At 66.7% G+C, this 18,608-nt stretch carries 12 protein-coding genes; 6 read left to right on the forward strand and 6 right to left on the reverse strand.

All coding sequences use genetic code 11. From position 1 onward, the window contains the following. Positions 1 to 42: 42 nt before the first annotated feature. Both ARC23_RS17220 and ARC23_RS17225 read left to right on the forward strand, forming a co-directional pair. Complete coding sequence (locus tag ARC23_RS17220; protein ID WP_057498326.1) at positions 43 to 2,976, forward strand: TonB-dependent receptor; 2,934 nt, start codon at positions 43 to 45, stop codon at positions 2,974 to 2,976. 10 nt (positions 2,977 to 2,986) lie between these two features. Next, positions 2,987 to 4,582: an alkaline phosphatase D family protein gene (locus tag ARC23_RS17225; RefSeq protein WP_057498327.1), complete on the forward strand. Its 1,596-nt coding sequence runs from the start codon at positions 2,987 to 2,989 to the stop codon at positions 4,580 to 4,582. A 108-nt stretch (positions 4,583 to 4,690) separates the two neighbouring features. Here ARC23_RS17225 and ARC23_RS17230 read toward each other — a convergent pair whose 3' ends face one another. Both ARC23_RS17230 and ARC23_RS17235 read right to left on the reverse strand, forming a co-directional pair. Further along, positions 4,691 to 6,799: a phosphocholine-specific phospholipase C gene (locus ARC23_RS17230; RefSeq protein ID WP_057498328.1), complete on the reverse strand. Its 2,109-nt coding sequence runs from the start codon at positions 6,797 to 6,799 to the stop codon at positions 4,691 to 4,693. Between the two features lie 8 nt (positions 6,800 to 6,807). Further along, positions 6,808 to 9,186, reverse strand: a complete 2,379-nt coding sequence (locus ARC23_RS17235) for a TonB-dependent receptor (RefSeq protein WP_057498329.1) — start codon at positions 9,184 to 9,186, stop codon at positions 6,808 to 6,810. A gap of 255 nt (positions 9,187 to 9,441) precedes the next feature. On the opposite strand from ARC23_RS17235, the gene ARC23_RS17240 reads away from it, so the two are divergent. Continuing rightward, entirely contained in the window at positions 9,442 to 10,866 is a 1,425-nt protein-coding gene (locus tag ARC23_RS17240; protein ID WP_238985264.1) for an OmpA family protein, read from the forward strand. Between the two features lie 12 nt (positions 10,867 to 10,878). On the opposite strand, the gene ARC23_RS17245 is transcribed toward ARC23_RS17240, so the two are convergent. Both ARC23_RS17245 and ARC23_RS17250 read right to left on the reverse strand, forming a co-directional pair. Then, on the reverse strand, positions 10,879 to 11,805 hold the full coding sequence (locus ARC23_RS17245; RefSeq protein WP_057498330.1) for a c-type cytochrome: 927 nt from the start codon (positions 11,803 to 11,805) through the stop codon (positions 10,879 to 10,881). Next, on the reverse strand, positions 11,802 to 13,148 hold the full coding sequence (locus ARC23_RS17250; RefSeq protein WP_057498338.1) for a c-type cytochrome: 1,347 nt from the start codon (positions 13,146 to 13,148) through the stop codon (positions 11,802 to 11,804). The genes ARC23_RS17245 and ARC23_RS17250 overlap by 4 nt, the downstream gene beginning before the upstream one ends. A 185-nt stretch (positions 13,149 to 13,333) precedes the next feature. On the opposite strand from ARC23_RS17250, the gene ARC23_RS17255 reads away from it, so the two are divergent. Next, positions 13,334 to 14,452, forward strand: a complete 1,119-nt coding sequence (locus tag ARC23_RS17255; protein WP_057498331.1) for an alpha/beta fold hydrolase — start codon at positions 13,334 to 13,336, stop codon at positions 14,450 to 14,452. Positions 14,453 to 14,532: 80 nt separating this feature from the next. Here the strand turns inward: ARC23_RS17255 and ARC23_RS17260 are convergent, their stop codons facing one another. Continuing rightward, positions 14,533 to 15,672: an MFS transporter gene (locus tag ARC23_RS17260; protein ID WP_057498332.1), complete on the reverse strand. Its 1,140-nt coding sequence runs from the start codon at positions 15,670 to 15,672 to the stop codon at positions 14,533 to 14,535. 185 nt (positions 15,673 to 15,857) lie between these two features. On the opposite strand from ARC23_RS17260, the gene ARC23_RS17265 reads away from it, so the two are divergent. Beyond that, on the forward strand, positions 15,858 to 16,553 hold the full coding sequence (locus tag ARC23_RS17265) for an alpha/beta hydrolase (RefSeq protein WP_057498333.1): 696 nt from the start codon (positions 15,858 to 15,860) through the stop codon (positions 16,551 to 16,553). A gap of 83 nt (positions 16,554 to 16,636) precedes the next feature. On the opposite strand, the gene ARC23_RS17270 is transcribed toward ARC23_RS17265, so the two are convergent. Next, positions 16,637 to 17,338 carry a pirin family protein gene (locus tag ARC23_RS17270; RefSeq protein ID WP_057498334.1) on the reverse strand — a complete coding sequence of 234 codons (702 nt, stop codon included), beginning with the start codon at positions 17,336 to 17,338 and terminating at the stop codon, positions 16,637 to 16,639. Between the two features lie 139 nt (positions 17,339 to 17,477). Here ARC23_RS17270 and ARC23_RS17275 point away from each other — a divergent pair, with 139 nt between their 5' ends. Then, positions 17,478 to 18,398, forward strand: a complete 921-nt coding sequence (locus ARC23_RS17275) for a LysR substrate-binding domain-containing protein (RefSeq protein ID WP_057498335.1) — start codon at positions 17,478 to 17,480, stop codon at positions 18,396 to 18,398. The last annotated feature ends 210 nt before the right edge of the window (positions 18,399 to 18,608 follow it).

Consider the following 18,608-nt stretch of genomic DNA (forward strand, 5'->3'; position numbering starts at 1 on the left):
ACGCAGCGGCACCTGCTGCCTCCTCTCTTCCAAGGACCCGTGATGCGCAACACGCTCTACCTGTCGATCATCCTCGCCCTGTCTCCCGGCAGCATGCCATTGGCCCTCGCCGCCGCTGCCGATGGCCTGGAGGCGCGTGTGTCCACGCCGATCGCGGCACAGCCGCTGGCGCGTGCACTGGAGCAGTTGTCGCGCAGTTCCGGGGTGCAGTTCCTGTACTCGGCCGGCGGCGATGCCCGCATGGCCGGTGCGGTGCCGCGCGGTGCCACCGTCAAGCAGGCACTGGATGCACTGCTGGCGGGTACCGGCCTGGGCTACACCGTGGTCGATGGCAATGTCATCGCCATCGATCCGGCGCCCGCACGCAACGCGCCGAAGCCCGCCGCAGCGAAGCCGCGCGAGGCCGAGGCGGTGGTGGCACCGACCCTGGACACAGTGAAGGTGATTGCCGCGCACGAGGTGATCGACCAGAAGAAGACCTCGCCGGTGATCAAGGATTCGGTGGTCTACGACGAGATGGACAGCTATGGCGACGAAACCCTGGCCGAAAGCCTGATGGCCGCGCCAGGCCTGAGTGCGGTGGAGGATGCCGGTGAGCCCCGTTACGTGACTGTGCGCGGCGTGCAGGCCAACCTCAACTACACCACCATCGATGGCATCGCGATTGCCAGCGTGGGTGGCAGTGGCTCGGGTGAGCGCATGAACAACCTGCAGCTGATTCCCAGCGACATCGGTACCCGTACCGACATCTACAAGAGCTTCAGTGCGGAGCAGGCACCGGATGCGATCGGCGGCGTTATCGACATCATCAGCCGCAGTGCCTTCGACCGTTCCGGAAAATACGTGTTCGCCGATGTAGCAGGGATCTATTCGACCGCCGAGACCAATGTCGAGCGCAGTGCCGGTGGCAACCACCAGACCCTGGGGCACTTTGGCAAGAGTGCCAAGATGGTGTTCTCCAGCCCGTTCGGCGCCGACCAGGAATTCGGCATCGTCGCGGTAGCGCGCTACGAGCAGCGCTCGCGCAACAGCGTCAAGCGCTGGGTGGAGTCGAACTACTACTACAACGATGCTGGCAAGTACCTCACTGACGGCACCACCGGGCCGGATGAGGCCAAGGGCTGGAACGGCCTGCGTGCGCCCGGCAATTTCAGCACCGGCACCTACACCAACTTCATCACCAACTTCGGCGGTTCGGCCAAGCTGGAGTGGAAGCCGTCGGACGATCCGTTCTACGCGTCGCTGCTGCTGTACTCGTACCGGTTCTACGAGAACTCGACGATGAACAAGACCGATCTGTACGGCAATGCCAAGTTTCCGATCCGCAACCAGACCGAGGACAGCGGCACCACCCAGATCAACAGCATCTACATCAAGAACCGGCACGACCGCTGGGACCGCAGCAACCGTGGCGCCATCGCCAGTTTCAACTGGGATACCGGTGATCGCTCGCGGCTGACCCTGCGCGCTGGCCACACCGAAGAGACCTTCCACAACAACCAGGTCTACTGGGGTGTACGCGCCTACCCGAGCAATCTGTTGGTCGACTACGAGAACGACAGCCATGGATTCCCCAACGCGGTGGCGGTTTCCGATTCCAGCCTGCTGACCAGTTCGGCGTTCAAGCTCAACCCGGCGCAGGCCTATGTCTCCCCGCGCGATGCCAAGGAGAGCATCGACAACCTGCGCGCCGACTTCACCTACAACATTGACACCGATGCGCGTGGCTTCGGCCTTGCCGCCGGCGCCGAGTACCGCCACCTGAAGATCTGGCAGGACATCGACTTCAACTACTTCAAGAGCAGCGCCACGCTCAACGATTACCTGTATCCGGGATCGACGCTGCTGGGCAGCGTGCCGGGCTTCCCGCTGATCGACAACCGCAAGTGGAACGAGGAACTGCTGCCGAAACTGGGCAACAACGATGCGGCGTATCCGAATGCCGACTTCACCAGCGACTACAAGTACGTGGAGGACATCACCAATGCCTATGTGTCCGCGCACTACGCCTGGGACCGGCTGCTGCTGATCGGCGGCCTGCGCTACGACCACACCCGCTTCGATGCCTACAGCCCGTTCAGCGATGATGGCGGCACTACGTATACCTCGGCCTTCCGCAACACGAGCGGTGGCTACAACAACCTGCTGCCCTCATTGAATGCAACGTTCACGCTGAGCGAGAACCAGCGCCTGCGCTTTTCCGCCAGCCGCACGCTTGGCCGGCCGACGCCCAGCAACATCGCCCAGGCCACCAGCACCAACTGTGGCGATGACGAGGAGGGCAGGGGCTTCTGCACCATCAAGCAAGGCAACGCTGATCTGCAGCCGCGCCGTTCCACCAACATCGACCTGGCGTGGGACCTGTACTTCAACGGCAACAACGGCCTGGTCTCGGTGGCGCTGTTCGACAAGGTGATCAAGGACGACATCTACACCCTGACCACCTTCGAGAACGTGGGTGATACACGCTACCGGGTGACCCAGCCGATGAACACCGATGAGTCCAAGCTGCGTGGCGTCGAGTTCGCGGTGGCCAACCGCAACCTGCAGTGGGGCCGCCAGCGCTTCGACATGTACTTCAACGCCACCCGGCTCGAAGGCCAGACTGACTATCGCATCAGTGATGGCACCGCGCGCCGACTGGACCGCCTGCTGTACCAGCCGGACTGGTCGCTCAATGGTTCGGCGATCTGGCGCATGCCCTGGAAAAGCGCGCAGCTGCGCCTGTCTGGTACCTATCGCAGCCGGATGCTGGTCGACTTCGGTGACACCGAATGGCTGGATTCGTACTACGACCCGTACATGACCTTCAACATGGCCTTCAGCCACAAGGTCAGCAAGCACGTGACGCTGAAGTACGAAGCCAAGAACCTGTTCAACACCCAGCCGACCTACAGCACCGGCCCGAATGGGCGCTTCCGTACCGAGATCGACGACTACGGCCGCTTCTTCTACTTCCACATCATCTACAACTGAGGGCGCCGCCGTGGAGACGATCAATCGCAGGCGATTCCTGGCCCTGGCCGGCCTGTCCGCCGCCGGTGCCTGGATGGGCACGGCACACGCGCTGGCCGCGCAGACCGACGCCGCCGCGCTGAACCCGCGCAACCTGCTGGCCTCGCCGCGCTTCGCCAGCACGCCGTTCACCCTGGGCGTGGCGTCGGGTGATCCCTCGGCCGATGGCATGGTGCTGTGGACGCGGCTGGCGACCGAGCCGCTGGTGTTCGGCGGTGGCATGCCGGCGCGGCCGATGGTGGTCGAGTGGCAGCTGGGCGCGGACGAAGGCATGCGCAAGGTGGTACGCAAGGGTTCGGCAATGGCGCATCCCGAACTGGGCCACGCTGTGCACGTGGAACTGGAGGGGTTGGCACCTGGCCGGCCCTACTGGTACCGCTTCACGGTGGGCGGCCACGCCAGTGCGATCGGTTGCAGCCGCACGTTGCCGGCGGCCTCGGCGGCGGTCGATCGCGTCCGCTTCGCCGTGGCGGGCTGCCAGCACTATGAGGAAGGCCACTACACCGCATGGCGACGTATCGCCGAGGAACCGCTGGATTTCGTCTTCCACTACGGTGATTACATCTACGAAGGCGAAAGCCAGCCGGGCGTGCGGAAGATGAACGGCCAGCCGTTCACCAACCTGCGCAACCACGTCGGCCCGCAGATCTATTCGCTGGATGATTACCGCCGCCGCTACGCGCAGTACAAGAGCGATGCCGACCTGCAGGCCGCACATGCATCGGCACCCTGGTTCGTCACCTTCGACGACCATGAAGTGGACAACAACTGGGCCGGTGCCGAAGACCAGGATGACACGCCCAGTGAAGTGTTCCTGCTGCGCCGTGCGCAGGCATTCCAGGCCTACTACGAGAACATGCCGCTGCGCCGTTCGGCATTCCCCCGCGATGGCCACATGCAGATGTACCGGCGCGCACGGTACGGCACGCTGATGGACCTGCACCTGCTCGACACCCGCCAGTACCGCAGCAAGCAGGTGAACATGGCGCTGCGCAAGGAGGTTGAATCGCCGGAGCGCAGCATCGTGGGGGCGAAGCAGGAGCGCTGGCTGTTCGATGGCCTGGCCGATGCAGTACCGCGCTGGCATACCATCGCCCACCAGGTGGCGCTGGGTAATTACATGCGGGAGAAGGACGGGGTGGTGCAGTCGTCCGATGACCAGTGGTCGGGCTATCTGGACAGCCGCCGGCGCCTGCTCGATCACATCCAGAAGGTGGGGTTCGGCAACGTGGTGACCGCCTGCGGCGATGCGCATCGCCACTATGCCAGCGATCTTGTGCAGGACCACCGTGATTCGGGCGTGGTTTCCAGCGAGTTCCTTGCCACCTCGATCACTTCGGGGGCCGACGGCCAGGGCGTGGACGCGTATGCGCAGAATCAGCTGCGGCACAGCCCGCACCTGAAGGCCACCATCGACAAGCGCGGCTATGTGCTGTGCGATGTCACCCGCGATGCGTGGATCGGTGACATGAAGACGCTGGATGCCGTGATGCGGCCGAACGGTACCGTGCAGAGCTGGAAGCGCTACGCGGTGGAGCACGGCCGGCCGGGGCTGCAGGAGGCCTGAGTCTACCGGTCTGCGCTGTAGAGCCGAGCCCACGCTCGGCTGCTTTTTTCGGGGCAATGCGACCGGGGCGAAAGCAGCCGAGCATGGGCTCGGCTCTACAGGAATTCTTCAATCGTGCTCGAACCGCAATGGCTCGCTGCCCATCGCCGGATCGCTGGTGCCAGGCCGCCCGTCCTCGGCGCGGCCGGCCAGGCGCAGGGCACTGCCGCCCGCACCGACGTGCAGGTCGTACCAGCCTGCCGTGGGCGTTGCGTCCCACGCCACCGTGGTTTCCGCGCGCGCCGGCAGCGCCAGCGCCTGCTCCGGCATGTGCCCGGCATAGGCGCCAGCCTGCACACGCACCTGCTGTGCGCTGGCCCCCAGGTTGCGCAGGTGCAGCCGCAGTTGCCCATCCGTGCGCTCGATCGAAGCCTGCACGACAGGATCCCTGGCCGCCCCTTGGAAGTGGCGGTGGAAGCCGTTCGGGCCGAGCAGCCACAGGTCATAGCGACCCTGGGCATCCAACGGCCAGCGCTGGCGCAGCGGCGCACCCGGCACCAGCGTGTAGCGGCGCGGTACGGCATCCAGCCGCAGCCGGTCGTACACATGCAGCACTGCCGGCGCACCTTCGCAGGACAGCGCCAGCTCCACGCCCGCCCCATCCACCGCGGCAATCGATGCCTGTGGCCGATAGGGCAGGGCACGCGCAGGGCGTACGCCACGTTCCTGCTTCGCCGGTTCCAGTCCTTCCGGCAACGCCGGCACGGTACGCCCGGGCAGGGCGGCGGCGCGTGCAGCCACCGCGCTCACGTCGGGCAGGCCGCGCACGAACGGGCGGGTGTCGCGCTGGGCGAAGTCGAAGGCGCCTGTCAGGTCACCGCAGACCGCGCGGCGCCACGGAGAAATGTCTGGCGCGGCCACACCGAAGCGGCGCTCGACCAGGCGTATGACCGACGTGTGGTCGTACACCTGCGAATCGACCCAGCCACCCCGGCTCCACGGCGAGATCACGTACAGCGGCACGCGCGGGCCGAGCCCATAGGGGCGGCCACGCAGTTCGGCGGCATCGTACTTCTCGTCCCCGGGCGCGGGATGACGGTGATATTCACCCTCGGTACTGACCGACGAGGCGCCTGCCCAGCCCCCGTCCACGGGCGAAGGTGGGGCCGGTGGCGGCATGTGGTCGAAGAAACCGTCGTTCTCGTCGAACATCAGCAGCAGGGCGGTGCGGCTCCACACCTCCGGATCGGCGGTCAGTGCATCCAGCACGCGCGCGGTGTAGGCCGCGCCCTGGGCCGGGCTGGACGGGCCGGGGTGCTCGCTGCCGGCGGCATCGGCGATGATGAAACTGACCTGCGGCAGGCGCCCGTCGAGTACGTCCTGGCGCAGTTGCGTCAGCCCACGGGTGCTGACCCCGCGGGTGCGCAGCTGCGGGTCGTGCCCGGGTGCAGCGCTGTAGGCCTGGCGAAACGCGTCGAAGCCGGCCAGCGGGTTGTCGGTGAAGTTGTCGGCCATGTCCTGGTAGATCTGCCAGGACACGCCGGCCTTCTGCAGGCGCTCGACATAGCTGGTCCAGCGGTACGATGCAGGATGCCCGCCGTATTCAGGGAAGTTGTCGTGCGAGTTGGCGATCACCGGGCCACCGGCGCGGGCGGCGGCATCGTTGTGGCCGGTCCACAGGAACACCCGGTTCGGGTTGGTGCCGGCCTGCATCGCGCAGTGGTAGGCGTCGCAGATCGTGAACGCATCGGCCAGCGCGAACTGGAACGGCAGGTCGCTGCGCTGGAAGTAGCCCATCGAGTGGTTCTGCTTGGCCTTTGGCCATTGCCCCATGCGCCCGTGGTCCCAGGCGCGCTGTGCATCGGGCCAGGTATGCGGCGTGCCTTCCACGCGCATGTAGCCGAAGTCCGCGGCGGTATCGAGTGGGAAGGGTGCGATCGCCCGCTTGCCGCTGGCATCGGGCTGCAGCCACAGACTGCGGATACGCCCACCAGCGTCCAGCGCGGCCGCCGGGGCGACGAAACGATCGCCGAAACCGCGCACGCCCGGCAGGGTGCCGAAGTAGTGGTCGAACGAACGGTTCTCTTGCATGAACACCACGATGTGCTGCAGGTCTTCGAGGCTGCGGGTCTGCGCCGCAGGAGCAATCGCTGCGGCCCGGGCGATGCTGGGCAGCAGCGGGGAAAGGCCGGCGGCAACGCCGGCCTGCAACAACCGGCGTCGGCCGATATCGGTCACGGGCTCACTCACAGGTCCACACGGAAAGAGATGCCGACGGTGCGCGGGGCGCCGATGAAAGCGTTGTCGCGGCCGTCCACCCCTGCAAGATAGCGCTTATCGGTGAGGTTGCTCACCACCAGGTTGGCACCCATTCCCTTCAACCGTGGCGACAGGCCCTGCAGGTCGAAGCCGATGTTGGCGTTGAAGACCGTGGCCGAGGGCAGCGTGTTGACGTTGGCGGCGTCGAGGTAGCGCGTGCCCAGATAACGGCCGGACAGGCCGACGTTCCAGTTCGCGCCCTGCCAGTCGGCCGACAGCACCAGCGTGTTCTCCGGCTGGCCGATCACCCGGGCGCCGTCGACGATGCCCAGCTGGGTATCGCGTGCGGCGTTGCCGCTGCCCAGGTACTTGGAACGGTTGTAGGTGTAGGCAGCATTGATCCGCCAGCCATTGTCCCAGCCATAGCCGAATGCCGCCTCCAGGCCATTGCTTTCCACGCCGCCGAAGTTCTCGTAGACGCCGTCGGTCTCGCCCAGGTAGTCGATGCCGCTGACGAAGCCGGCCGGCAGGTAGACGATGCGGTTGTCGAACTTGATGTTGTACAGCGTCACCGAGGCGGTCAGCGGCCAGCGGCTGATGCGCATGCCCACTTCGATGTTGTCGGCGGTCTCCGGCTCGACGTTGCGGAAGCGCTGCGGATCGGTCTCGCCGAGCACGCCGGACGGGATGGCGGCGAAGTTCTGCGAGAAGCCGGCGAACAGCTCCATGCCTTCCACGCCGGGCGCCCAGGTAAAGCCGGTGGACAGCAGCGGATCGGATCTGGAGTCGGATTTCACGTGCTCGCTGGCACCGATCACGCGGCGGCGTGACTGGTCGACGAAGAACTGCTTCACGCCCAGTCGCGCGCTGAACGGCCCGAAGCGCGCGACATCCTCGACGTAGTACATCTGCTCGTCAACCTTGTACTTGTCCTCGAACTGCACCCAGTACGGCTGGTGGTCGAAGGCAATGTCCTGGCCGACATCGAGCAGGCGGTGCCAGTCACGGCGCGCAGAGCGGTCCAGCTTCTCCACCCACAGGCCGCCACGGAGGGTGTTGTCGAACGCGCCGAAGGTCTTCCGCCATTCAACGTCGGCGGTTACGCCCATGCGGTCGTTGTCGTAGTGCGTGTGGCGGTAGGACTGCGCACCCAGCACGTTGCCGGCGTAGCAGTCAGGGTCGTACTCGGCGGTGAAGCCCCGTCGCGGAGTGCAGTTGGCCAGGCGCTGCGCGGCACTGCCATCAGGATTGACGAAGAAGATCTGGCCGCGGTTGCTGCCGCCATACACCGTCTTGCCGCCGGTGTATTCCGACTCCGGGCGACCGGCTCCGTCATCGCTGACCTGCGCCAGGTACGGTGGCAGCCAGTCACCGCGGCCCTGCATGCGGTGCCCGTAGGCGGCCATCGAGGCCTTGAAACCGTTGCCGCCATCGAAGGCGGCGCGCAGGTAGCCGAAGGTGTTCTCGCGCAGCGCACGCGAGCCGGAGCGGTAGTTCTGGTCCAGGTAGGGAATACCGGTGAGGGTGCCGACCAGGTTGTCGCGCTCCGGGTTGGTGGCGAAACCGGCGGGCGAGACGCTGGTGTACTCGGGCTCGTCGGCATCGTTGTAGGACAGGTAGCCGGTCAGCGTCCAACGGTCGAGTTCGGTGATGAACTTGCCGGCGATGTGATCGTTGCTGGCGTGGCCGGTGCCATCGATCCAGTCGTGTACCTTCGACGAAGACGCGCTGACCCACGCGCGGGTATGGCCCCCCAGCAGGCCGGTGTCGTAGCGCACGTAGTACTTGCGCGCATCGTTGTCACCGGCGCCGACCACGAAACGCAGGCGGCTGTCCTGCAGTGGATCGCTGGTGAGGAAGTTCAGCGTGCCGCCCAGCGCTTCGTTCGAACGCGAGGAGATATCGGCCGTCCCCTGGCTGACTTCCACCGTTTCCAGGTCCAGGGTGTCGATGTAGCGGTTGGCCAGCGAGCCACCGCCATACCCCGAACCGCCGTTGGGCAGGCCATCGATGGTGGTACCGATCTGCTGCGTGTCGCGGTTGGTGACGAAGCCGCGCATGCTGATCTGAGTGCCCCATACCGACGAACCGGTGGCATCGGCTTCGCTGACCACCACGCCTGGCACCTCGTTGAGTGCATCGTTGACGCTGCTCATCACCGTCTGCCGGTTCAGCGTTTCCGCACGCACCGAAGTCTTGGCGTAACTGGTGGCCTGACCGATCACCTGCACCTGGTCCAGGGTGCGGGCATCGCCGCTGCGCGCTTCGGTCGCCTCGCCCTGCGGTGCCTCGGCCAGGGCATCCAGTGCGGGGGCGATCAGCAGGGCAAGCAGCGAGACACGGGGAAAGCGCGCAATCGTTCGCATCGAAACCGGACCTTCAGCAGAGGGAAGCCCCGGAGTGTCGGCAGCGGCAATGACATCGGCATGACGTGGCCGCGCAACGACGATGGCACTGTGGGGCAGGTCACGGCCTTCGGGTATGCTCGGCACTTCAATGGAGCTGAGGTGCTGGCGATGCGGAAGCGGTCGACGATCTGGCTGGGGGGCGCAGCACTGGTGCTGCTGGCAGCATGCAACCGGACGCCTTCAGGCGAACAGGCGGGCGCACAGCCGCCGCCGATGGCCACAGGAAACGCGACAGCGGAGGCAGCGCCGCCGGTTTCGCCCGCTGCGGCCGATGGCGCCGCACTCACCGACCGCGAGGGCAAGGCTGTGCCGCTGGTGCCCTTCGACCCAGCCAGCGTGCCGCTGAGCGACGCCCCGCTGGGCAAACTGCCGTTCTTCAGCCTGCCGCAGGGCTATGCGCCGCAGAACGCGCCGCACCCTCGCGCATGGGCGCGCTTCCCGTTCCGCATGGGCGAGGGGGTGCATTGGGTGGAAGGCCCTAGCTGGTCGGCACGCATCGTGATCGACAGTGAAGCGGCACCCGGCAAGGCGTTCTCTGCGCTGGAAGTGCAGCGCAACTTCGACGGTGTGATCACGGCCGCCGGTGGTCGCAAGGTGTTTGAAGGCATGCTGCTGCGCGACATCTACTATGGCCCGCAGCTGGAAGGCGAGATCGGTGGCGGCTTCATCGACGCGGTGAACGGCGAGCAGGACGCGCCCACCACGGTCTACGTGCTGCGCCAGGCCAACCGCACCGTCTGGGTGCAGCTTGCGGTGGACAGCAATGGCGCTGGCCTGGTGGTGGTGGATGAAGTGCCGTTCAAGGCCACCGCGAAGTGGTCGGACAGCTTCCCGCACCTGTCCCTGCCGGCTGGTTATGGCGATCGCAACAAGGCGCAGCAACGTGATTTCGATGCCTTCCCGTTCTGGACCGGCGATCACTTCGAGCAGGTCGAAGGTCGTACCTTCGCCGCCGATTTCGACAAGGGGGAGCGCGAATACTCGATGCACGAAGTGCGCCGCAACCTGGAAGCGATGATGGCCCAGGTCAACGGCACCAAGGTGTTCGAGGGGCGCATCCCGCGCGAGGCCGCCGAGGGGGTGCCGAAGCCGGTGCAGTCGGCCTACAGCGAAGCTGCCAGCTACAACTGGAACAACTACGACAGCGTGGTCTACCGCGTCGATCTGGCCGACGGGCGCCAGGTGTGGGTGCACGCGCGGCTGGAATACCTCAGTGCCGGCTGGGTGGTGGCCGAGCGCAAGGGCTTCACCCAGACCGCGGCGCTGCTGCCGGCCGATGCGTTGAAGAAGAAGCTGGACAGCGACGGGCGGGTGGCGATCGAGGTCAACTTCGCCACCGACAAGGCGCAGATCCTGCCGGCCTCCGAACCGCAGCTGGCGCAGGTGCTGCAGCTTCTGCAGGGTGATTCTTCGCTGAAGCTGTCGATTGAAGGCCACACCGACAACAGCGGCGCTGTGGCGCATAACCGCAGCCTGTCCGAGGATCGTGCACGGTCGGTGGTGGCCGCGCTGACCAGCAAGGGCATCGCCGCCGATCGCCTGCAGGCGGCCGGCTTCGGTGCCGACAGGCCGGTGGCTGACAACGGCAGCGAAGAAGGCAAGGCACGCAACCGGCGGGTCGAGCTGGTCAAGCGCTGACCCACGGGGTGCTCAGTACCGCGCGTCCTTGGGTTTCGGGTCGCGCGGCCAGTCCTTGGCCTTGTTGGCGAAGTCCGGCCGGGGCTGGTTGATGAAGTAGCTGGCGATGTCCACCGCATCCTGGTCGGGCATCACCTGCTGGCCCAGCGGCGGCTCGCGGGTCACCGCCGGCGGCATGTTGTGCTTGACGAAGCCGGCCGCCTTGTACAGGCGCGCCATGCCGGCGCCGATGTTGAAGCTGTGGTCGCCCCATAGTGGCGGGAAGGCGATGTCACCGCTGGCGTCGCGCCGTCCTTCGCCGTTGTCGCCATGGCACGCCGCACACTGCACGGCGTACAGCGCCTGGCCACGGATCGGGTCCGGGGTCAGCGTGCTGTCGATGGGTCCCTCACTGGGGGCGGCCACCTTTGCACCCTCTGGCACAGGACTGCTCAGCCATGCCATGTAGTCGAGCATCGCGCGCATCTGCGGCGAGTCTTTCGGTAGCGGCTTGCCGTTCATCGAACGCTGCAGGCAGCCGTTGATGCGCTCGACCCGCCCGATCACCTTGCCCGGGCGCGGCATGTAACGCGGATAGGCGCCGCCGCCGGTGTTGAAGTAGTGATTGCCGAACGGCCGCTTGCCTTCGGCCATGTGGCACGAGTTGCAGTTCAGATCGTTGCCGACATTGTCCGGCAGCAGCCGTGCGGTCTCGTTGAGGATGCGGCGGCCGAGCATCACCGATTCGGCGTTGCCGAGCCCGGCGATCTCCTCGGCGCTGGGCGCGTGGTAGTGCCCGACCACCTTGCCCTGCGCATCGAGGATATCGATCGTGCTGGCTACGGCAGCATCCAGGTCCGGGTACAGATGGCGATAGGCGAGGGTACCGGCGCCGGCCAGCAGCACGAGGGTGACCACGCTGCCGACCAGCAGGCAGGAGCGCTTGCGCGAACGTTTCATCGTGTGGCCTCCTGCGGAACGTAGTGCACCGGCTTGTCGCGCACCACCCGGCGCATGCGCGCCACGTCGACCTCGCTCACCGCGCTGGCCTGGTTGCCCCAACTGCTGCGGATGAAGGTCAGGATCTGTGCCAGCTGCGCATTCGGCAGCTGTTCGAAGCCGGGCATGGTGAAGGCCATGCGGTCATGCGCGGTATGCGGCGTGCGGCCACCGATCAGCGTCACCTGGACCAGCGAGCTGGGATCATCGGCGAACACGATGGAGTTGCCGGCCAGCGCCGGGTAGACACTCGGCATGCCGCGGCCATCGGCACGATGGCAGGCCTGGCAATGCTCGGCATAGGCCAGCGAACCGGCAACACGGTAGTCGCCGCTGCGCAGTGCGGCGGTGGTGGTGTCGGTACCGGGCGACCACTGCGCACTGCGGCCCTCACGCGCCGGCAGCTGTTTCAGGTAGCGGGCCATGGCCAGCAGGTCGGCGTCGGACAGGTACTGCGTGCTGTGCTCGACCACATCGGCCATGCCACCGAAGGCCGCCGATCGATCGGTGCGTCCGGTGCGCAGGAAGTCGACGATCTCATGCTCGCTCCAGCTGGCCAGGCCGGTCGATTCATTGCGCAGGTTCTTTGCATACCAGCCTTCCAGCACCGAACCAGACAGGAACTGGCGGCTGCCATCATCGGCCATCGCCTTTTCCTGGAACGCCAGGCCACGTGGCGTGTGGCAGGCGCCGCAGTGGGCCAGGCCTTCCACCAGTTCGGCGCCGCGCTGCTGGCTGGCATCCAACGACGGATCCGGGTTGAACGTGCGCGGGCGTGCGAACAGCAGCTGCCACCAGGCCAGCGGCCAGCGCATGTTGGCCGGCCAGGGGATCGTGCTGTCGGCGTTGTCCTGCTTCACCGGCTGCACCGAGCCCATGAAATAGGCGTACAGCGCCTTGATCTCGGCATCGCTGGCGATCACGTACGAGGCGTATGGCATCGCCGGATACAGTGGCTGGCCATCGTGACGGATGCCGCGGCGCACCGCGCGCTCGAAGTCGGCGTAGTCGTAGGCGCCAATGCCGGTGTCCGGATCGGGCGTGATGTTGGTCGAGTAGAGCGTGCCCATCGGCGTCTGCATGCCGAGGCCACCGGCGAACGGCTTGCCCCCCGGCGCGGTGTGGCAGGCGGCGCAATCGGCGGCGCGCGACAGGTACTGCCCCTGCGCGATGAGCGCCGGGTCGTGGATGTCGACCTGGGCCGTCTGCCGGGGGGCGAACCAGTAGGGCGTGGTGCGGGCGATGCCGTACGCGACAGCCATGGTGGCGGCCAGGGCAAGGGCGAGCTTGAGCGAAGTGCGCATGGCCGCACTGTGGGCAATCGCGCGCGCGCGTTCATTGATCCGGATCAATGACTGAACGCGTACAGCTTGCACACGAAGCTGAATCGTTCCTGCGCTGTCATCAAGCCGTCATCCATGCGCGATAGATGACCGGCCTATTGGGGCGTTAACGTCCCGTCCTGTCTGATTCACCCCTATGACGTGATATGAAGCGCCTGCTGCTGTTGTTGCTGGCGTGCGCCGGCCTGTGGCTGGCTGCATGCTCATCCTCGATCAATGCCTCATCGACCTCGCTCGCCGACCGGCTGATCGCGCCAGGTGGCGTGTCGACCCTGCTCGATCGCCCGCGCATCGCCGCGGCCATCGCCGAGTTGCCCAACCGCCACGGCTTCGCGCCGGGCCGCGATGGCGTGCCGATCTTCTGGCGCGTGTTCGATCCCGGCGATTACGGCGCGCGTTACCACTACCTGCCGCAGCGCCACGAGAACGGCCTGCCGCTGGATACCGGCCTGAGCCTGGCAGTACCGCAGCCGTTCCGCGCACAGGTGCCGCGCGGCACTGTGGTGCTGCTGCACGGCTGGATGATGAACGGTGATTCGATGCTGCCGTGGTCGCTGCAGCTGGCCGGATCCGGCTACCGCGTGATCACCCTGGACCTGCGCAACCACGGCCAGTCCGGTGCCGGCCCGTCCGGTTATGGCACCTATGAATCGGATGACGTGGTCGATGTGATCGGTGAGCTGCGCGCGCGCGGTGAAGTGACCGGCCCGCTGTACCTGTTCGGCGTGTCCTATGGCGCCGCCACGGCGGTGTTCACGGCCGACAAGCTGGGCGACCAGGTGGCCGGCGTGGTGGCGATGGAGTCGTTCGCCAATGCCGGCGTGGCAATCCGCACGATGATCCCGCACCTGATGGGCTTGCAGCCGGAAGGATTGAAGGCGCAGGCGGTGGCCTCCTACGCGCGCTGGCGCTATGGCGGCCAGGACATCAATCAGGTGATCGCTGCCGCCAGCCGCCGGATCGACGTCGACCTGGACCGCGTGGACGTGGCGCGCGCGCTGGCCGGTACCCGCGCCTGCGTGCTGCTGCTGCACGGCCAGGGCGACCAGCACATCCCGGTCAGCCAGGGCCGCGAACTGGCGCAGGCCAACCCGCGCGCGCACTACATCGAGATGCGCGGCGAGGACCACATCACCCTGCCATTGCGGCTGGATCTGCTGGCCGGCGTGGTCGATGACTGGATGGCGCGCGACGAACACCACCCGAAGAGCGCCTGCCCGGCCCCACAGCTGCCGGCCCAGGCCGAATGGCTGGCCCACCGCTGAAAAAGGGGACGGAGGGGATTAAGTCGTTTCCCGCACACCTGGGCAAGAAACGATTTAATCCCCTCCGTCCCCTTTTTCTGTCAGGGCAGGCGGCGTGCCAGTGAGCGGGCGGACGCGGCCACGCCGAGCAACAGTGCGGCCACGCACAGGAAGGCGAAGCCGAGACTGGTGGCGTGTGCCAGCGCACCGATTGCGGCCGGGCCGGCGAGGATGCCGGCGTAACCCAGTGTGGTGACCGCAGTGATGGCGATGCTCTCCGGCATCACCCGCTGCTGGCCGGCCATCGAGAACAGCGCCGGTACGATGTTGGCGCAGCCCAGTCCCACCAGCAGGTAGCCGGCCAGTGCCACCGGGAACGACGGCACCAGCGTGGCCAGGGCGAAACCAGCCGCGGCGGTGATGCCACCGATGACGATCGTGCGGGTGCGGCCGAGGCGCTCGACAATGCCATCGCCGAACAGGCGCATCGCGGTCATCGCCAGCGTGAACACCGCGAAGCCGGCGCCGGCCTGGTCGCGCGGGACCTGCCGCACTTCGGCCAGGAACACCGCGCTCCAGTCCAGCATCGAGCCTTCGGCGAGGAACACCACGAAGGCCAGCATGCCGATGAACAGCACCACGCCATGTGGCAGCGCCAGCAGCGGCCCTTCATGCAGGATCCGCTGCGGGCGCCAGTGCGGCGCCGACAGCACCGCCACCAGCAGCAGTGCCGTCACCGAGGCCAACGCGGCCACCCACAGCGGCGTTCCAAGCACCAGCAGGCCGGTCATGCAGCCCGCACCGACGAAGCCGCCAATGCTGTAGAAGGCGTGGAAGCCGGACATCATCGGTCGCCCAGCATCGCGCTCGACCGCCACGGCCTGCATGTTCATCGCGCAGTCCAGCGCACCCACGCCGGCGCCGAACACGAACAGGGCCGCACCCAGCGCCAGCGGCGAGGGCGCCAGGACCAGAAGCGGCAGGGCACACAGCATCATGGCGCAGGTGATCACCATCACCCGGCGGCACCCCAGGCGCCCGGTCAGCGCGCCGGCCAGCGGCATCGCCAGCAGTGAACCGAAGCCGAGGCACAGCAGCACGGCGCCGAGGCTGGCGTCGGACAACCCGGCCTTGGCCTTGGCGTAGGGCACCATCGGCGCCCAGGCGGCGGTGGCGAATCCGGGAATGAAGAAGGCAGCGCGGGTCGCGTGCTGCTGGGCGCGGGGGGATGAGGGCGTCATGCGCGATGCGAAGCTCCAGGGAGCCTCAATGAAAACGTTTTCAGGTCGCCTCGGCAAGTGCCATGCACGACATCCAGCGACGCATACGATTGCAGTCGACCCCACAGCGTCACTGGCGATTAACCCCGCGCACGCACAGTGGCGACACGGTCGGCATTCCGCCGTCCGCTGCTGGAGGCCTGCACATGAGCACGACACCGACCATCCTCCTCGTCCATGGATTCTGGGGCGGGGCCGCACACTGGGCCAAAGTGATCCTGGAACTGCATCGCAACGGCCATGATCGCGTACAGGCGGTGGAACTGCCGCTCACGTCGCTGGCCGATGACGCCGGGCGCACCCGGAAAATGATCCGGCAGATCGACGGGCCGGTGCTGCTGGTCGGCCATTCCTATGGTGGCGCGGTGATCAGCCAGGCCGGCAATGAGGCCAACGTGAAAGGGTTGGTCTACATCGCCGCCTTCGCACCCGATGCCGGCGAGAGCCCCGGCGGCATCACCCAGCAGCACCTGCCGGAAGCGGCGCCGAACCTGGCGCCGGACAGCGACGGATATCTGTGGCTGCGCGCGGACAAGTTCCACGAGAGTTTCTGCCAGGATCTGAGCGAGGACGAAGGCCGGGTCATGGCGGTCACCCAGAAGGCGCCGCTGGCCAGCACCTTCGGTGATGCGGTCAGCGACCCGGCGTGGAAGCACACGCCGAGCTGGTATCAGCTGTCGCGCCACGACCGCATGATCGCGCCGGAAAACCAGAAGAACATGGCTGCACGGATACAGCCGAAGCGCTTGCTGGAACTGGATGCCAGCCATGCGTCGCTGGCGTCGAAGCCGACCGAGGTGACGGCGCTGATCCTGGAAGCCTGCGCCGCCGTCGCTGGCTGACCCGGGCCCTGCAGAGAGCCGAGCGTTGGCTCGGCGCCATCAAAAAACGCCCGCGATGCATTCCGGCATCGCGGGCGTTGTGGTTACAGCGGCAGGTCGAACACCAGCACTTCGGCATCGTTGCCGTTCTCCAGGGTCAGCTGTGCTTCGTCGCTGATCTGCAGCGCATCACCGGCTTCCAGGGTGATGCCGTTGACCTGCAGCTGGCCGCGCGCCACCTGCACATAGGCGCCACGGCCGTTGCCGAGCGCATGGTGCAGCTTCTGGCCGCCGTCGAGGATGGTGGCGAAGATGCGGGCATCCTGGTGGATGCGCAGCGAACCGTCGGCACCGTCCGGCGAAGCGATCAGGCGCAGCTGGCCGCGCTTGCTTTCCGGCGCGAAGTGGGTTTCCTCGTAGGACGGAGCGATGTTCTCGGTGTCCGGGAAGATCCAGATCTGCAGGAAGTGCACGGTCTCCTCGGCCGAGTGGTTGAACTCGCTGTGGCTGACGCCGCTGCCGGCGCTCATGCGCTGCACGTCGCCGTAGCGCAGCACCGAACCGGTGCCCATCGAGTCCTTGTGCTCCAGTGCGCCACCCAGCACGTAGGAAATGATTTCCATGTTGCTGTGGCTGTGGGTGCCGAAGCCCTGGCCGCCGATCACCTTGTCTTCGTTGATCACCCGCAGCGGGCCGAAGCTGACGTAGCGCGGGTCGTAGTAGTTGGCGAAGGAGAAGGTATGGCGCGAGGACAGCCAGCCATGCTCGGCCAGGCCACGGGTAGCGCTCTTGCGGATCTGCAGCATGATGGAATCTCCTTGTTCGATGATTTCGATGGGGCGGGGTGGGCCGGTAGTGGCGTGTTTCCCCGTTGGAGAGAAGTATCCGCTTGCACCCAGGGTTTGAAAAACGGATAGTTTTGACAGCCATCATCGAAAAATTCGAATGCTCAAGCTCAGCCTCGATGCCCTGCAGATCCTCGACGCGATCGACCGCCGCGGCTCGTTCGCCGGTGCCGGCAAGGCGCTGCACAAGGTGCCCTCGACCATTTCCTACACCGTGGCCAAGCTGGAAGAGGATCTGGGCGTTCAGTTGTTCGACCGGCTCGGCCCGCGCGCCGAGCCCACCGAGGCGGGCCGTGCGCTGCTGGATGAGGGGCGGCACCTGCTGCGCGCGGCCCGTGAGCTGGAGCTGCGCGTGCGCCGGGTGGCATCCGGCTGGGAGACCGAGCTGACCCTGGCGGTGGACTCGATGTTTCCGACCTGGTTGCTGGGGCCGGACATCGCCGCATTCCGTGAGGCCGAGGCGCCGACCCGGCTGCGGCTGATCGGCGAGGCCCTGTCCGGTACGTGGGAAGCGCTGCTGGATCGGCGCGCCGACCTGCTGGTCGGTGCACCGGGCGAGGGCCCCAGCGGCGGTGGCTACGTGGTCGAGCCGATGGGCACGGTGCAGTTCGTGTTCGCGGTGGCGCCGAGCCATCCTCTGGCGGCAATGGAAGGTGCACTCGGGCGTGAGCAGCTGGTCGAGCACTGCGCGATTGCGGTGTCCGATTCGGCGCGGCGGCTGCTGCCACGCACGGTCGGCCTGCTGATGGGGCAGGAGATGCTGACGGTGCCGGACATGGCCAGCAAGTTGAAGCTGCAGTGCGAGGGCGTGGGTTTCGGATTCCTGCCTGAGCCATGCGCGCGCGCGGCGGTGGCACGTGGCCAACTGGTGATCCGCGAAGTGGAGGAGCACAAGCCGGAAGAAACCTTCTGGCTGGCCTGGCGCACCGGCGAGGACGGCGCGGCACTGCGCTGGTGGAGAGAGCGGCTGCGCAGGCCGGAGCTGATGGCGCAGTGGTGGCAGGCAATGGCCAGGGGGTAGGGGTTGGCAGGGCTGCGCCCTGCACCTGCCGAGGCCAAAGCAACAGCAACAGCAACAGCAACAGCAACAGCAACAGCAGAAGCTGGTTTCCTGATGGATGGCGGGGTGGGTCCGGTTGCGGGGGCCGCTGCAAGTACGTCCATGTAAGCTCGGTCGCCGCATCCATGCGGCTCACGCCCCCGCAACCGGACCCACCCCGCCTTCCCACCG

Origin of the sequence: Stenotrophomonas beteli (genome assembly GCF_001431665.1) — a bacterium.
Taxonomy (GTDB): domain Bacteria; phylum Pseudomonadota; class Gammaproteobacteria; order Xanthomonadales; family Xanthomonadaceae; genus Stenotrophomonas; species Stenotrophomonas beteli.

Coding starts and splice junctions, on each gene's coding strand:
- ARC23_RS17250 (WP_057498338.1), bottom strand. CDS start 13,148: ATGCGCACTTCGCTCAAGCTCGCCCTTGCCCTGGCCGCCACCATGGCT.
- ARC23_RS17255 (WP_057498331.1), top strand. CDS start 13,334: ATGAAGCGCCTGCTGCTGTTGTTGCTGGCGTGCGCCGGCCTGTGGCTG.
- ARC23_RS17275 (WP_057498335.1), top strand. CDS start 17,478: ATGCTCAAGCTCAGCCTCGATGCCCTGCAGATCCTCGACGCGATCGAC.
- ARC23_RS17235 (WP_057498329.1), bottom strand. CDS start 9,186: ATGCGAACGATTGCGCGCTTTCCCCGTGTCTCGCTGCTTGCCCTGCTG.
- ARC23_RS17245 (WP_057498330.1), bottom strand. CDS start 11,805: ATGAAACGTTCGCGCAAGCGCTCCTGCCTGCTGGTCGGCAGCGTGGTC.
- ARC23_RS17270 (WP_057498334.1), bottom strand. CDS start 17,338: ATGCTGCAGATCCGCAAGAGCGCTACCCGTGGCCTGGCCGAGCATGGC.
- ARC23_RS17220 (WP_057498326.1), top strand. CDS start 43: ATGCGCAACACGCTCTACCTGTCGATCATCCTCGCCCTGTCTCCCGGC.
- ARC23_RS17240 (WP_238985264.1), top strand. CDS start 9,442: ATGGCCACAGGAAACGCGACAGCGGAGGCAGCGCCGCCGGTTTCGCCC.
- ARC23_RS17260 (WP_057498332.1), bottom strand. CDS start 15,672: ATGACGCCCTCATCCCCCCGCGCCCAGCAGCACGCGACCCGCGCTGCC.
- ARC23_RS17265 (WP_057498333.1), top strand. CDS start 15,858: ATGAGCACGACACCGACCATCCTCCTCGTCCATGGATTCTGGGGCGGG.